Source organism: Coprococcus sp. AF16-5 (genome assembly GCF_003479365.1).
Lineage (GTDB): Bacteria > Bacillota > Clostridia > Lachnospirales > Lachnospiraceae > Coprococcus > Coprococcus aceti.
The window spans coordinates 46,196-60,611 of record NZ_QUGZ01000007.1; the positions used below are offsets into that span (position 1 = coordinate 46,196).

17 protein-coding genes are annotated in these 14,416 nt (G+C 37.7%); 9 read left to right on the forward strand and 8 right to left on the reverse strand.

What is annotated here, in order from left to right; translation table 11 throughout:
- Positions 1 to 135 precede the first annotated feature (135 nt).
- The 8 genes from DWW70_RS13600 to DWW70_RS13640 form a co-directional block, all read right to left on the reverse strand.
- On the reverse strand, positions 136 to 744 hold the full coding sequence (locus DWW70_RS13600) for an ATP-binding cassette domain-containing protein (protein ID WP_004843527.1): 609 nt from the start codon (positions 742 to 744) through the stop codon (positions 136 to 138).
- Complete coding sequence (locus tag DWW70_RS13605) at positions 741 to 2,681, reverse strand: DUF1430 domain-containing protein (protein WP_004843526.1); 1,941 nt, start codon at positions 2,679 to 2,681, stop codon at positions 741 to 743. The genes DWW70_RS13600 and DWW70_RS13605 overlap by 4 nt, the downstream gene beginning before the upstream one ends.
- Complete coding sequence (locus DWW70_RS13610; protein ID WP_004843525.1) at positions 2,682 to 3,131, reverse strand: hypothetical protein; 450 nt, start codon at positions 3,129 to 3,131, stop codon at positions 2,682 to 2,684. It abuts the gene before it with no gap.
- Between the two features lie 67 nt (positions 3,132 to 3,198).
- Complete coding sequence (gene mdcF, locus DWW70_RS13615) at positions 3,199 to 3,543, reverse strand: broad-spectrum bacteriocin mediterrocin MdcF (RefSeq protein ID WP_005608346.1); 345 nt, start codon at positions 3,541 to 3,543, stop codon at positions 3,199 to 3,201.
- 63 nt (positions 3,544 to 3,606) lie between these two features.
- Positions 3,607 to 4,341, reverse strand: coding sequence for a DUF6040 family protein (locus DWW70_RS13620; RefSeq protein WP_118057035.1), 735 nt, complete (start codon positions 4,339 to 4,341; stop codon positions 3,607 to 3,609).
- Positions 4,280 to 6,001, reverse strand: coding sequence for a MobA/MobL family protein (locus tag DWW70_RS13625; RefSeq protein ID WP_009244916.1), 1,722 nt, complete (start codon positions 5,999 to 6,001; stop codon positions 4,280 to 4,282). Before DWW70_RS13625 ends, DWW70_RS13620 begins: the two co-directional genes overlap by 62 nt.
- 325 nt (positions 6,002 to 6,326) lie before the next feature.
- On the reverse strand, positions 6,327 to 6,641 hold the full coding sequence (locus DWW70_RS13635) for a hypothetical protein (protein ID WP_004843520.1): 315 nt from the start codon (positions 6,639 to 6,641) through the stop codon (positions 6,327 to 6,329).
- A gap of 140 nt (positions 6,642 to 6,781) precedes the next feature.
- Positions 6,782 to 7,012 carry a helix-turn-helix domain-containing protein gene (locus DWW70_RS13640; RefSeq protein WP_004843519.1) on the reverse strand — a complete coding sequence of 77 codons (231 nt, stop codon included), beginning with the start codon at positions 7,010 to 7,012 and terminating at the stop codon, positions 6,782 to 6,784.
- A 171-nt stretch (positions 7,013 to 7,183) separates the two neighbouring features.
- Here DWW70_RS13640 and DWW70_RS13645 point away from each other — a divergent pair, with 171 nt between their 5' ends.
- The 9 genes from DWW70_RS13645 (at position 7,184) to DWW70_RS13685 (ending at position 14,310) form a co-directional block, all read left to right on the forward strand.
- A complete protein-coding gene (locus DWW70_RS13645; RefSeq protein ID WP_004843518.1) occupies positions 7,184 to 7,813 on the forward strand; it encodes a helix-turn-helix domain-containing protein in 630 nt (209 codons plus the stop codon).
- Between the two features lie 86 nt (positions 7,814 to 7,899).
- Positions 7,900 to 9,195, forward strand: a complete 1,296-nt coding sequence (locus DWW70_RS13650) for a tyrosine-type recombinase/integrase (RefSeq protein WP_004843517.1) — start codon at positions 7,900 to 7,902, stop codon at positions 9,193 to 9,195.
- 242 nt (positions 9,196 to 9,437) lie between these two features.
- Entirely contained in the window at positions 9,438 to 9,875 is a 438-nt protein-coding gene (locus DWW70_RS13655) for a radical SAM mobile pair system MarR family transcriptional regulator (RefSeq protein ID WP_004853467.1), read from the forward strand.
- Positions 9,872 to 10,561 carry a radical SAM mobile pair protein A gene (locus tag DWW70_RS13660; protein WP_118650058.1) on the forward strand — a complete coding sequence of 230 codons (690 nt, stop codon included), beginning with the start codon at positions 9,872 to 9,874 and terminating at the stop codon, positions 10,559 to 10,561. Before DWW70_RS13655 ends, DWW70_RS13660 begins: the two co-directional genes overlap by 4 nt.
- Entirely contained in the window at positions 10,549 to 11,457 is a 909-nt protein-coding gene (locus DWW70_RS13665; protein WP_117874918.1) for a radical SAM mobile pair protein B, read from the forward strand. Before DWW70_RS13660 ends, DWW70_RS13665 begins: the two co-directional genes overlap by 13 nt.
- 246 nt (positions 11,458 to 11,703) lie before the next feature.
- Positions 11,704 to 12,036 (forward strand): winged helix-turn-helix transcriptional regulator, encoded by a 333-nt coding sequence (locus tag DWW70_RS13670; RefSeq protein WP_015534088.1) that lies wholly within the window; start codon positions 11,704 to 11,706, stop codon positions 12,034 to 12,036.
- 75 nt (positions 12,037 to 12,111) lie between these two features.
- Positions 12,112 to 12,909: a PfkB family carbohydrate kinase gene (locus DWW70_RS13675; protein ID WP_022215831.1), complete on the forward strand. Its 798-nt coding sequence runs from the start codon at positions 12,112 to 12,114 to the stop codon at positions 12,907 to 12,909.
- 174 nt (positions 12,910 to 13,083) lie between these two features.
- Complete coding sequence (locus tag DWW70_RS13680) at positions 13,084 to 13,686, forward strand: Type 1 glutamine amidotransferase-like domain-containing protein (protein WP_118650059.1); 603 nt, start codon at positions 13,084 to 13,086, stop codon at positions 13,684 to 13,686.
- Positions 13,687 to 13,746: 60 nt separating this feature from the next.
- Entirely contained in the window at positions 13,747 to 14,310 is a 564-nt protein-coding gene (locus DWW70_RS13685) for a GNAT family N-acetyltransferase (RefSeq protein WP_118650060.1), read from the forward strand.
- Positions 14,311 to 14,416: the final 106 nt, after the last annotated feature.

Below are 14,416 nucleotides of genomic sequence, written 5' to 3' on the forward strand. Positions count from 1 at the left end.
ATAATATGCAAATATATATCCCATCAATATAGCGAATATACTGAAGTAAAAGTATCTTTATAATCAATTTTAACCAAAAGAATATGTTCTTAGAGGAGGTGTCTCCCGAAAGAACATATTCTTCTATTATGGGTATTATAAATATAGAACATGCTTTTCTTGTGCTACAATTTCTTCACTATGAGTTACAACAATAACTGTTTTTCCCTGTTCACTTAACTCATGCAATATATTCATAACAATCTCACTATTTTTTTTGTCTAAGGAACCAGTTGGTTCGTCTGCTAATACAATCGAACATTTCTTTAGCATTAAACGAGCTAACGCAACTCTCTGCTGTTCGCCACCAGATAATTGATAGACTTTTTTGTTAATTACTTTCTGTAAACCAACTTTTTCAAGAGCTTCATTTATTAAAATATCCGTTCTACCTGATTTTTTTATTATTTCTAGATTTTCTTTTACTGTTTTGTTTTCCAAAAGGGCAAAATTTTGAAATAAAAATCCAACAACTTCTTTGAAATATTTCTGCTTTTTTCCTTTTTTTGTCACATCAAAACCATTCACAATAATAGAACCTTTGTCAGGAGTTTCAATACCTCCAATCATATTAAGTAAAGTACTTTTTCCGCATCCACTTTCGCCACTAATTACCAAAAAACTGCTATCTGGAATTTCCAAATGAAAATTTTTGAACAAAATTTTATCATTATATGCTTTGCATAGATTTTCAATTATTATCATAAGCAACCTCCTTTTAATGATTTCGGTATGTTTGTTTTTTCAACAATTGTGATATTAAAGAAAATAATTGTAAATTCTATTAGTGCCATAAATGAACTAACAAGAATGCTAATTCCTACTTCAGTCTGTACCGATAATAAAGAATAGATAAGCATACCTACTAATATCACAAAATTTTCCACTACAATCATTTTAAGAAGTGTTTTGTGCCGTTCAAATAAACTATATCCAAAGATTTTCATCAAGGAAATTTTCATTGCATTTTCTCGGAACTCTAGTCTACTTACGGTAACAATAATCATAATATTTAAAAGCAATACAATCGTACAAAGAGAACTTAAAAATCCCACGAGTTTTATTAAAAATGTGTGATTATATAAATACTGTTCATGTACGTTTGTAATTACTAGCTGATAATTTCCAAGCATATCTTCATACTTTTTGCTGATATTTCTTAGCTGTTTTTCATCACATTGAAATAAAACTGCTCCTGCTTTATAGCTTTCAAGATACCCACCATTGACTGCTAAATCTTTGTTTGCCTGATAAATAATTATCGGATTTTTGCTTTTTTCGATACCATTTATTCTACTTGTATCTAAATAGGAAAAGTATTCTGTTTCGCTATACTCTATGTACTGAATATTTAATTGTTGTAAATTATCATGATTTAAAACATGGCTCAAGGAGTCATAGGCTAATTGCTTGTTTTTAGCAAAATATCTATTCTTTGGAATGAAAATAATCAAATCAGAAGATTCATTCTCTACTGCATTTATCTGCTTCGTAAAACCTTGTAACATATCTTTTGCATGATTATTTACATATATCACATCATTTTTATCATTTAAAATATTCAAGCATATTACAGGCTTTAATGTGTTATATTCATTCTTGTATAGTTTATTCCAAAAAGCTTCTTCTTTTTCAGCATTAAAATCAGTAGTCTTTACGGTAAAATAATTTGCATCATAATATTCTTCTAACAAATGTTCATTTGTAAATAGGTTATTATGAATACTACTAATATTAGTGATAATTGTAAAAACAGCGGCTACCCCTGCTATAAATTTTAACGAATAAATTAAAAAATCCACTCCTCTTTTGTGTGTTGCATTTGCGAATGCCTTTCTAATATCAAAAAAGCAAAAAGAACAATATGGAATAGTGGAAAGAATAATTCCAATGGAATATAAAATTGTGACGAGTCTATTCTCATATGCTCCCGATATATAATTTGACAGCAATATTTTTGCAACAATAAATAATGCAATGTCAAAAGTTACATCGAATAAAGCAGCCTTAAATGCTATGAAACCAGCACTTTCTCCTAAGGAAACTCGTACAACAACCTCTTTTTTTCGCCTAACCACTTCAATTACATTTAGAACAATCATCAATGCAATAATCATACCCCATATAATAAAAATCATGTCCTTTTCCGTAGAATTCCAATATTCTGGATAAGTTAAGCTATATTTTTCTGATAATTTCTGATATGCAGAGATAATATTGTCCTCATTTCCTATGTATGAGATAAAGTTTTCATAACCCACAGAGGTACTTTGCAATTCTGAGAGATTATGAAATTTTACTTTCGTAATTCCGGAAACTAAAGCGGTATATTCTGATTCTTCTATGTTTGCAGTATTTTTTAATGTTTGTCTGATTACTTTATCATCGCCATAAATATGAAGTGTTGAAAGGTATTTATTATTGATTTCATTGTACTGAGAAAAAATATGTACATCATTCTCCGTTGCAGTTTCTGATACATCTTTCAGAAACTGCGACATATCTTCACTAGCAACTTCATAGCGTGATGACGTAAAATATGCTGTAGAAAAGTTCCAAAGCTGATCTTGAAATATTTCAGATTGCATAAGTATTCCAAAAATCAGGAAACAAAACAAACATAAGTTTTTAATTGCTTTCATTTATTTCAACCCCAGATTCCATACTTTATTTGCTTTTTCAAATATCGTAGTCAATATTGTGCTATTTTCATCAACAATCCATTGATCTTCTTGATCTTCAGCTTTTTTGCTACTTGACAACATAATTTGAGTATTCAAATCCTTATAGTCATTAAATAGCACGCCTTGACTTATTCCTTGGTGAAATGGTTTTATCCAAATAATTAGTGCATATCGAACATCTGACTCAGCTATCGCAAGATTTCCATTCCAAAGCAAATAATCAGGGACAGACACACTATACTGGAATCCATCTTTATCTGTGTAAATTTTTACTCCAGATTCTTCTATTTCAGGGAAGTCTTTCTGAAATTCGTTATATGGTTTATAACTCCCGAAGTACCAAAATAAATTATAGCAACAGAACAAAATAACCAAAACAATTCCTATATATTTTATTTTTTTCTTCATTTATATACACTCCACAAAAAAGAGTGGTTGGAATTCCAACCACTCAGCCATTATCCCGAACCTTTGTTTAGTAGCTATTACCGTAGGTAATACTATTTCCTTTATGAGCAACCTCAATTTTAGACCAATTACCTTTACCAACATTTGAACCCGAAAAAGAACCATTTCCATTTTTGACATATGCGTAATGATCTTTAGTTGAATGATATGCGTGTGCATAATCTTCATTAATAGCAAGAGTATTATAACCATAAGTCAAAACACCTTTTCCGCCATCAGATGTAGTGCTCAATTCCCACTTTTTATCAAATGTCTTATTCCCGTTTGTAACAGAAAATGCCATTACTGGAATTGATGAAGAAATTAACATTGCACTAATAGCTACCCCTACAATCACTTTCTTTGCTCTCATAAGTTTTACCTACTTTGATCTGCTGTATTTCTATTTATATTTTATCAAATATTTTGTATCTAGTCAATCAGTATCTTGACTTATATAGCGTCGAATTGTAAGATATATTCCTTGTAAAATTAACCAAAAGAACAACAGATTTATTGATAATGCTTTTTTAATTACTTCTCCAAAATAAATGATGACAGCCGCACTTGTCAGTATCATCAGTAGGGTAATAACATCCCAACAGTTTTTCTTATATAATTCTATAACCTTTATTTCTATCAGTATCGCCAGTATTCCTGTCCCTGCCACACATATTCCCACAACCAATATCAGCAATAACCAATATATGATTCCGGGTATAATCTCATTTGGAATTTTTGTGCTGATTTGTGCCACAGATTGCCCGGCATCAATCGTCCAACCAATAAAAGTTTGTATGAATGATGCTGCATCATGGAAGAATGATTTGCAATCGGAAAGGAACACATCTGACTGTACTGCCTGAAAAAGAGTGGTTGTCAGCGAATACCATGCAAGAAGGAACAAGGTTGTTTGGAACATTACCGTTTTTGCTTTATATTGTCCTGCAAGTTGCTCTTTTTGTGTTTCGTATCTTGCTTTTGCATTCTGATAGGCTGTCCGGTCACAGGCTTCGCATTTTTTATAGAGTACCGGCTTTTCTACCGGTATCTCTACGATTTTCTGATGTGTCCGGGCATAATCCCGTTGTTGTGTTAAGCATCGTATTTTATCTTGACATTCCTCTATCGTGACGTTTGCGCTTCGCAGCTTCTCTTTCTCGCTCCGCAATGCTCTGTCTGCCAGCTTCAAGTCGTTCTTTAATGCTTGAATATTCCCGGCTCTGTTCTCTTTGTTTAATTTCTCGTTCAAGGTCAGAGATTCGTTGAGCTGCGTCTTCAGTTCCACGATAAGCTGGTCTTTCTGTTCCAACTCTTCTTGTATCTCCTCGGTCAAGAGCAGAAGTTCTTCCAACTGTTCGGCGTTCTTTAATTCTCTGGATTCGTTCATCTATATCACGTCCTTTCTCTACCTGCTGTTCCAGTTCAGCAATTCGGTGTTCTGTTTCAGTAATAAACTGTTTTCGCTGTTCAGCTTCTGTGCCAATATCTGCCATTGCTGATTTTCGTTTTCCAAAAGTTCTATCTTCGTTTTCTGTTCTTCCATCTTGGAAAGCAGTTCCTCGGTATTTGGCAAAATGTTGAGCAGCTCGGATAACTCGCTGTTTAATTTTTGCAATTTCTGATTCTGTTCCTGCATAAGAGAGAGTTGGGTGTCCCGGTTCTGCATTTCCAGAAGCATTTCTGCCATTAAGGTCTGCTGTTCTTCGATTTGCCCAATCATAGATTCCATTAAGGGTATAATTTCCCGGCTTTCTTCTAATGTCATTTAATCGCTCCTTCCATAATGATAATGCACCAGATACTTTCCCAAAGGTGTCCAGTATCTTTTGCAATAACGTGTTTTGTTGTTTTATGATTTGATTTTCCGCTACTTTCCACGAACCTTTTATTTCCTGCCCGGCAAGAAACTTCTGTTCAATCTTTCTTGCGTCAGCACCTTCATGGATGGTAGGAATCTGGAGTTTTCCCTGCTTTTCATAAGAACGGTGATCGACCTGATTATGCAAAGGCAGATGTTCATTACACACCTTTGCCCACTCGCTCCGCCACAGTTCACAGTTTTTTGGATTGTTCCATCCCGTAGCATCGGTCAGTACCCGTTTCCATTGCAGGCGGTTTCTTGCACCAATCTTCTGGATTCCGTTTTCATCTAATACAGGGATACGGATTCCATGACGGTCAGGGTTTTTCTTATCCTGCCACCAGTTCGGATGGGATTCATCAATCACGATATTTCCGCTTTTATCTCTGACAAAACCCCAATCTTTGACTTCTTTCTTCCCCCAAGAATGATCCGGGTTAAAAGGGCGCATTGTCAGAAGCAGATGGACATGAGGATTGCCATCCCCTTTGTCGTGGATACTCCAATCAGCACACATTCCCTTATCCACAAATGTTTTTTTGATATAGTCGGCTGTATATTGAATCTGTTCCTGTCTGCTCCATTCTTTTGGGAGGGCAAATTCAAATGACCTGCCAAGTTGGGCATCTGCACTTTTTTCAATCTTCAATACCTCATTCCATAACCGTTGTTTCTGAAATGTGATTTTAAATTTTTCTAAAGCAGCTTCTTTATCTTCTGACCTTTTGTATCGGACAGATTTTTGAAAGCGTTTTATATTTTCTTCTGGTACTATCTGCCATTCAGGAGGTGCGTTTTCGCACATCATCAGACTGGTGTAGACCACTTCTTTTTTAGAAGTGTAATAACTGATTCTCCCGGTTTCCTCGTTTTTCATCACATCCCCATTGAGATATGCGGAAGCGGAGATAACAGATTTCCCTTTACTTCGTCCGACTATTTTGACTGTGTAATGAAAAATCGCCATGTCTGGATTCCTCCTTTCTGCACATCCGGCATAGATTTCCGGCAACATTGCTTTCAGTTTTAGAAAAAGCAGTATTGCCGGAACGCCCTCTGCGTAAGAGTGCCCTGCGCATAGCAGCCTGCATGGAATGCGCCTCTCTGGCGAAGAGTGCCTCCTGCGGCATGAGCAGGTCTGGCTGAAAGCCCCGCCGACGGAACGAGCCCGGCAAGCGTGAGCGAAGACCGGTTGCCACTTGTGGCAAACTTATTGGGACGACCTCTGGTTGTCCATAAGTGCGCCCTTCATGAAAAAGCAATGAAGGGAATGAAAAACTCATCCCCCGCCATTACACTTCCTCCATATCGGTATTTGTTTCTTTCTGCATTGCCTTTGAAAAAAATTTCCCATTGGCTTCCTGCTTTTTCAGAAAACCAATCAGCTTTGGGATGTCCTCTTCCTCAATAGGCGCACCGAGAACGGATTCCACCGCACCGCCAACCTGACAGAGCCTATGGGTTCGTTTTTTACTTTCTTCGGCTTTCTTTCGTTTCAGAAGTTCTTTCTTCTGTACTGCATATCGTTTTGCTTTTTCAAGGCTTTCCTGTTCCTTCTTTTCCATTTCAAGCATTCGTTCTTCATAACTTTTTGTTGATTTTGCCATGATTACATTCCCCTTTCTTTTACAAACATAAGTTCTCGGTTGCGTATCAGAAGAAGCACATGGTATAATCTTCTTGCGTGTAGGTATATCATGGCTTCGGTCTGATAGAACCTTTGGCGGTTTCTTGGGAAGCCGCCTTTTTAATTTGCCGCAGTTCTTGTTACGGCTTTTACATTTCCTCTATCCCTCAAATCACGACCTTCATTAGCTTCCATAAACATTTCCAGAATATCGGTTTTAATCAGGACTTTGCGACCAACCTTTAATACTGGAAGTTTCTTCCATTCTACAAGCTGTCTTAAGGTATTTCTGCCGATTCCCGTATAGTCAGCAGCTTCTTCGATGGATAATGCAATTTTTCTTTGCGTCATATAATCACCTCCTTATAAATTGCATTATGCAATTCTTGTGATGTAAGTATATCCTTTTCACATCTTTTTGTCAAGCGTTACGAAATATTAAAAACAAATATTATATTGCATATTGCAATTATAGAAAAACAATGCTATAATTCATACATACCGAAAAAGGAGGCAGTCAGCATGAAAGATAAAGAACTACGCAAGCTGATAGGCAGCAGAGTAAAACAGCGCCGTCTGGAATTGAATCTGACACAGCCTTATGTCGCAGAAAAGATGGGTGTTACCGCTTCTACAATCCTGCGTTATGAGAATGGTTCGATTGACAATACGAAAAAAATGGTGCTGGAAGGTCTTTCGGAAGCACTCCATGTATCTGTGGAATGGCTCAAAGGGGAAACAGATGAATATGAAACCGACATTACGGATAAGAGAGAGTTACAGATTCGTGATGCGATGGGAGATATTCTGGAACAGTTACCGCTTGCCCTTACCAAAGAAGAAGATGCTTTTTCAAAAGATTTATTACTGCTGATGTTAAAACAATATGGTCTGTTTTTGGATTCCTTCCAGTTCGCCTGCAAAAACTTCAAGGGAAATGCTGGTCAGACGGATATTGCCAAAACAATAGGGTTTGAATCGAATGAGGAATATAATGAGATTATGTTCTTAAGGGAAATCACTCACACCATCAATGCTTTTAATGAGATGGCAGACGTTGTAAGGCTCTATTCCAAGAAACCAAAAGCAGCAGAACAAAGGCTTGCAAATCTTTTATCAGAAGTCTTATACGAAGATTCCGAATCGGTATAGTAAGACAACCGGAGTTATGATATACTTACACGCACGAAGCATTTCATCAGTTCCGATTGTCTAATATCGAAAGGAGACATACGATTATGGCAAAAGGATCTGTAAGAAAAAAAGGAAAGAAATGGTACTACCGCTTCTATGTAGAGGACGCAAGCGGCAATCTTGTTCAGAAAGAATGCGTTGGAACAGAAAGCAAAAGTGAAACTGAAAAGCTGCTCCGTCAGGCAATGGATGATTATGAGAAAAAGAAATTTGTTGCCAAAGCGGAAAATCTCACAGTCGGACAGCTTTTGGATGTGTGGGCAGAGGAGGAATTAAAAACAGGTACGCTCAGCAATGGTACGGTGGAGAATTACCTCGGAACAATCCGAAATATCAAGAAACACCCATTGGCAGAACGGAAACTGAAAAATGTAACCTCTGAACATTTGCAATCCTTCTTTGATTTGCTTTCCTTCGGGGGAGTTCATCCCGACGGAAAAGAGAGAAAGGGTTACAGCAAAGATTATATCCATTCTTTTTCCGCAGTCATGCAGCAGTCCTTCCGTTTTGCAGTATTTCCAAAGCAGTATATTACGTTCAATCCCATGCAGTATATTAAACTGCGGTATCAGACGGATGAAGTGGATTTGTTTTCCGATGAGGATATGGACGGAAATGTCCAACCAATTTCACGAGAAGATTATGAAAGATTGCTTGCTTATCTGCAAAAAAAGAACCCAGCCGCAATACTTCCAATCCAGATAGCCTATTATGCCGGGCTTCGTATTGGAGAAGCCTGCGGTTTGGCATGGCAGGACGTAAATCTGGAAGAACAATGCCTTACCATAAGACGCAGCATCCGATATGATGGCTCAAAGCGCAAATATATCATCGGACCAACCAAGCGGAAAAAAGTAAGGGTTGTTGATTTTGGAGATACACTGGTAGAGATTTTCCGTAATGCCCGGAAAGAGCAGTTAAAAAATCGAATGCAGTACGGAGAACTTTATCACACGAACTACTACAAAGAGGTCAAAGAGAAAAACAGAGTGTACTACGAATATTACTGCTTAGACAGAACAGAGGAAGTCCCAGCAGATTATAAAGAAATTTCTTTTGTTTGCTTAAGACCGGATGGTTGCCTGGAACTTCCGACTACTTTGGGAACGGTATGCAGAAAGGTGGCAAAAACATTAGAGGGATTTGAAGGCTTTCATTTCCACCAGTTACGTCACACCTATACAAGCAACCTTTTAGCAAATGGAGCAGCCCCAAAAGATGTGCAGGAATTGTTGGGACACTCAGATGTCAGTACCACAATGAACGTCTATGCTCACTCCACAAGAGATGCGAAACGAAAATCGGTTCGGCTTCTTGATAAAGTGGTGGGCAATGACTAAAAAATTTCCCTTATTTCCCTTGTGATTATCTCATAAGGGCAAAAATAAGGGAAACTACATATCATTTCACTAATGGACATGCGGGAAAGCCTATAAAATAGGGAAAGTTAGAGAGATAATTATATAAATTCCAGTTTGGAGAATTGAAAAAAATGGGATTTACCTATTAAGACATATAAACTGTTGACAATAAAGCTCCTATATAGTATGTTTTTAATAAACTACTATATAGGAGCTTTTGTATGGAAATGAATGGAGGATTTCTTGTCACCAAAATAAAACAGCTTGGAGACCGGATTTTCGAGAAGATTCTCAGTGAAAAGAATATTGATGCATTTAATGGAGCTCAGGGGCGTATTCTTTATGTGCTGTGGCAGGAGGATGGTATCTCAATCAGGTCACTCTCGACTAAATGCGGATTAGCGATAACATCTCTTACTACGATGCTGGAAAGAATGGAAAATCAAGGGCTGATAAGCCGTGTTCAGTCTGAAACGGACAAAAGGAAAACACTCCTGTTTCTGACTGAGAAAGCACATGCCTTGAAGGGCGAGTACGATTCTGTATCTGATGAGATGGGCAGTATTTACTACAAAGGTTTTTCAGAGGAAGAAATTACCCGGTTTGAGGAATGCCTCGACCGCATCAGAAAGAATCTTGAGGAGTGGCAGAAGTCATGAGTATTTGTATCAAAGATCAGATTCAGAACATGAATATCGTCATTGGCTGCACAGTGGGGTGTACATATTGCTATGCCCGCAACAACGTGAAACGCTGGCATATGATTGATGACTTCTCTGACCCTGAATTCTTTCCGGGTAAGCTCAAGATGATGGAAAAGAAACGTCCGAAGAACTTTCTTCTTACAGGGATGAGCGATCTCTCCGGATGGAAGCCGGAATGGAGAGACGAGGTATTTGCAAAGATCCGTGAAAATCCACAGCATCAGTTCCTGTTCCTTACCAAGCGACCTGATTTGCTGGATTTTGATACCGATCTGGAAAACGCATGGTTTGGCGTTACGGTGACGAGGAAAGCAGAACTGTGGCGTATCGACACCCTTCGGAAAAACGTTAGAGCAAAACATTACCATGTTACCTTTGAGCCGTTATTCGGCGATCCCGGCATAGTTGACCTTTCCGGAATCAATTGGATCGTTGTCGGCACCATGACCGGAGCTCAGAGCAGGAAGATTCATACGGAGCCGGAATGGGCATGGTCTCTGGCGGATCAGGCACATAAGCTCGGCATTCAGGTGTTTATGAAGGAAGACCTTGTCCCTATCATAGGGGATGAAAATATGATTCAGGAAATGCCGGAAGAATTTAATAAAGTGTTAGAGGAACAGAAATCATGGAAGAAGTAATAAATGGAATCCTCATTCGTGAGGTGGAAACAAAGAACATCATGACTAAGTCTAGTCTGCCGGTAGGCGGTTACTCGGTCAATCCCTATGTAGGCTGTACACATGCCTGCAAGTATTGCTATGCTTCTTTTATGAAGCGCTTTACCGGGCACAAGGAGGAATGGGGCACTTTCCTTGATGTGAAGCATTGGCCGGAAATTAAAAATCCGAAGAAATATGCCGGACAGCGGGTGGTCATCGGTTCTGTGACAGATGGCTACAATCCACAGGAGGAGCAATTCGGGAATACCAGAAAACTTCTGGAGCAGCTGATCGGCAGTGACGCAGATATTCTGATCTGCACAAAGTCGGATCTTGTGGTACGGGATATTGATCTGTTGAAGAATCTTGGACGTGTAACCGTTTCATGGTCGATCAACACACTAGATGAAAATTTCAAGAACGATATGGATTCTGCTTCGAGCATTGAGCACCGTATCGCTGCTATGAAGCAGGTATATGAGGCAGGTATCCGTACAGTCTGTTTCGTATCCCCGGTATTCCCCGGTATCACGGATTTTGAAGCAATCTTTGAGCGGGTAAAGAATCAGTGCGATCTGTTCTGGCTCGAAAATCTCAATCTTCGAGGCGGTTTCAAAAAGACAATTATGGATTATATCGCCGGAAAATATCCTGATCTTGTACCACTTTACGACGAGATCTATAACAAGCATAACCGCAGCTACTTTGAAGCACTTGAAGTAAAAGCTGAGAAAATGGCTAAGAAGTATGATTGTGCCTTTGTGGATAATGAAATGCCTTATGGCAGAGTCCCGCAGGGACATCCGGTGATCGTAGATTATTTCTATCATGAGGAAATCCGTGGGACAGAGAATACCGGAAAAAGAAATCGCTAAATTCCAGTTTGCTGGACTGGTGATACACGGAAAATAGTATTATAGCAGGTAACAGGCAGATGGTCATATAACCGACGGTCTGCCGTTTTTTGTGTTTATATTATATATGAATGTGGAAAGATTCTAGAAGATATTTTGGTATATATTAACCGAAATATCTTTTGGGAGAAAATGTCATGGTACGCACCTTTTTGTAACTGTGCACTCAAAAATGAATGTGTTACAATAGACTCGGAGGTGAGAATTATGCGAGCAAAAGAAGAATTACCGGAATGCCCAGTTGCAACAGCAGTATCTCTCATCGGAGGAAAATGGAAATTGCTGATTTTGCGTAACTTGAAAGAGCGTCCATGGAGATTCAATGAGCTACTACGAAGTATAGATGGTATTTCACAAAAGGTTTTGACAGATAGTTTAAGACAAATGATGAGTGATGGGCTGGCATATCGCCACGATTACCATGAGCAGCCACCGAGAGTTGAATACGGCTTAACGGAACTTGGAACAAAAATGCTTCCAATTGTTAATTCACTTGCTGACTTTGGTAACTACTATAAATCAATTATTGAACAAAATTAAGGACGTTAGTATTTGAAAAACTCGAACAATTTCAGTTTTTGAAACTGAGAAATCGGAATTTAGGGAGGTACAAGAATGATAAATTTAGTGGCACTTCCGTGCCTCTGTGTAGATGTTTTTGATGGAACAGATGAATTGCGTGCAGGTGGTGAAGCCCTTAATTTTGCAGTTCATGCATCAAAATTTGAGGAGTTTAATGTTTCAATATTGGGTGCGGTTGGACAGGATTCCTACGCAAAATTTATTATGGATTCTGTTTCTGATAAGAGAATAGATGTAAGCCATGTAAGAGTTGAAGAGGATAAAGTAACTGCAAATAATCGTACATATCTTACGGCTGACGGTGACAGATATTACAAAGATGATTCATGGACGGGTGATATTGTTGATAAAATGATATTGAATCAAGACGAATTGGACTTTATAAAAAAATCAGAGGTTGTATTTATACATTTCTGGGCAGGCTGTTTTGAACAAATTATAGATTTAAAAAAGAATAATAACTTCAGATTGGCTGTGGATTTTGTAGAATATCGTAATTTTAAGGAGATGGAAAAATATGCACCATATATAGATTATTTCCTGATTAGTGGAGAGGAATCAATTCTTCCGATATTTGAAGCATTTTCCAAGAAGTATAAAGGACTATTTAATGCATCTTTAGCTGATAAAGGAAGTGTTACATATTATAATGGTGAAAAGTATTTTGTCCCGGCTGATGAAGCTTTAGAAATAGTTGATACTACTGGTTGCGGAGATAGCTACCATGCAGGCTTTGTGTGTTCTCATATGTTAATTGGTGATATTTACGAGGCTATGAGAGTTGGTACAGAATTTGCAACAGAGACATTGTCTCATTATGGTGGCTTTTAATTCGATTTGTAAGGAGAAACAATATGACAGGGTTTATTATATGGTCACTTTTCGGAGTGTTTATAATTGGATTATGAATAAAAGATATGTTTTCTAAGAATCCGGTTGTGAAGAAAAGTAAATAAACTTCAGTTTTTGAAACTGAGAAATCGGGATTTATAAAGGAGAATATTGATGAAACTATTTTTATGTTCGCACTTTTCAAGTGTAGGAAGTCTGATAAAGGAAGAAATTGAAAATAAGAAAGTCGCATTTATTCCAACAGCTTCGTTGCGTGAAGGCTACACCGGTTATGTCGGCTCGGCTCGAAAATTATTCAAAAAGTTGGGAGCAATCGTAACTGAAATTGATATTTCAACGGAGGCTGATTCAACGATACAGTCTGTTTTTGAAGATGCAGATGTGATATATTTTACCGGCGGAAATTCTTTCTTTCTTATGGACCAACTCCGTAAAACAAGAACTGATGGGTTGCTAAAAAAGGAATTGGCAAATGGAAAATTGATGATCGGCGAGTCGGCAGGCGCAATTATATGCGCTCCAAGCATCCAATATATCGAGCAAATGGATGAAAAGCCGGAGGACTACTCACAAGAAGATGATGCAGGGCTTGATTTGATTGATTTCTATGTTCTTCCGCATTATCTTACAGCACCATTTAAGAAAGTTACCGAGAAAATAATGACTGAGTTTTCGGATTTGAATCTATGCCCTATTAACAACCATCAGGGAATTGTAATTGATGGTGAAGGTTCAAAGGTTATTTGCAAAGACTAATTTGAAAAATCCTTTTTTGAAACTGGAAAATCGGAATTTTCTTGATGGTGGAGGATGCGTATGGAACATAAGGGCACAATTAGAATAGAAACAGATAGATTAGTTCTTAAACGACATGTATTAGATGATGCAGAAATCATGTTTAAAAACTGGGTAACAGAAAAAGATGTAACAAAGTTTTTAAGTTGGCAACCGCATAAAAATGTCGACGAGACAAAGCAATTACTAATTGATTGGATAGAATCGTATGATAAGCAGGATTTCTATTTTTGGACAATTGAGTTAAAAGATTCGCATGAACTGGTTGGAGATATATCAGTAGTAAGTCTCGATGAGGCAACAGAAAGTGTGGAGCTCGGGTATGGTATTGGAAGCAGATGGTGGGGAAAAGGTATAACTGCAGAAGCAGGAAGGGCATTGGTAAAATTCTTTTTTGAAGAAGTAAAAGTCAAACGTGTATATGCAAAGCATGCTGCAGGTAATCCAAACTCAGGAAGTGTAATGCAGAAAATGGGAATGAAAAAAGAAGGAATAATTAGGCAGTCGGGAACCTGTAATCAAGGTATTGTGGATGTAGTTTATTATTCCATACTTAGAAATGAGTATTTTAGTAATGATAATTGATGAAAAAATCTAATTTAGCGACACACTCGAAAATTTCAGTTTTTGAAACTGAGGAATCGGGATTTAAGGAGGTCTTGTATGAAGAAAATCGTATGTACAATGCTAT

Excerpts from the sequence above, each read along its gene's own strand:
- DWW70_RS13600 (WP_004843527.1), bottom strand. The coding sequence starts at position 744 with ATGATAATAATTGAAAATCTATGCAAAGCATATAATGATAAAATTTTG.
- DWW70_RS13605 (WP_004843526.1), bottom strand. The coding sequence starts at position 2,681 with ATGAAAGCAATTAAAAACTTATGTTTGTTTTGTTTCCTGATTTTTGGA.
- DWW70_RS13610 (WP_004843525.1), bottom strand. The coding sequence starts at position 3,131 with ATGAAGAAAAAAATAAAATATATAGGAATTGTTTTGGTTATTTTGTTC.
- mdcF (WP_005608346.1), bottom strand. The coding sequence starts at position 3,543 with ATGAGAGCAAAGAAAGTGATTGTAGGGGTAGCTATTAGTGCAATGTTA.
- DWW70_RS13625 (WP_009244916.1), bottom strand. The coding sequence starts at position 6,001 with ATGGCGATTTTTCATTACACAGTCAAAATAGTCGGACGAAGTAAAGGG.
- DWW70_RS13635 (WP_004843520.1), bottom strand. The coding sequence starts at position 6,641 with ATGGCAAAATCAACAAAAAGTTATGAAGAACGAATGCTTGAAATGGAA.
- DWW70_RS13640 (WP_004843519.1), bottom strand. The coding sequence starts at position 7,012 with ATGACGCAAAGAAAAATTGCATTATCCATCGAAGAAGCTGCTGACTAT.
- DWW70_RS13645 (WP_004843518.1), top strand. The coding sequence starts at position 7,184 with ATGAAAGATAAAGAACTACGCAAGCTGATAGGCAGCAGAGTAAAACAG.
- DWW70_RS13650 (WP_004843517.1), top strand. The coding sequence starts at position 7,900 with ATGGCAAAAGGATCTGTAAGAAAAAAAGGAAAGAAATGGTACTACCGC.
- DWW70_RS13655 (WP_004853467.1), top strand. The coding sequence starts at position 9,438 with ATGGAAATGAATGGAGGATTTCTTGTCACCAAAATAAAACAGCTTGGA.
- DWW70_RS13660 (WP_118650058.1), top strand. The coding sequence starts at position 9,872 with ATGAGTATTTGTATCAAAGATCAGATTCAGAACATGAATATCGTCATT.
- DWW70_RS13665 (WP_117874918.1), top strand. The coding sequence starts at position 10,549 with ATGGAAGAAGTAATAAATGGAATCCTCATTCGTGAGGTGGAAACAAAG.
- DWW70_RS13670 (WP_015534088.1), top strand. The coding sequence starts at position 11,704 with ATGCGAGCAAAAGAAGAATTACCGGAATGCCCAGTTGCAACAGCAGTA.
- DWW70_RS13675 (WP_022215831.1), top strand. The coding sequence starts at position 12,112 with ATGATAAATTTAGTGGCACTTCCGTGCCTCTGTGTAGATGTTTTTGAT.
- DWW70_RS13680 (WP_118650059.1), top strand. The coding sequence starts at position 13,084 with ATGAAACTATTTTTATGTTCGCACTTTTCAAGTGTAGGAAGTCTGATA.
- DWW70_RS13685 (WP_118650060.1), top strand. The coding sequence starts at position 13,747 with ATGGAACATAAGGGCACAATTAGAATAGAAACAGATAGATTAGTTCTT.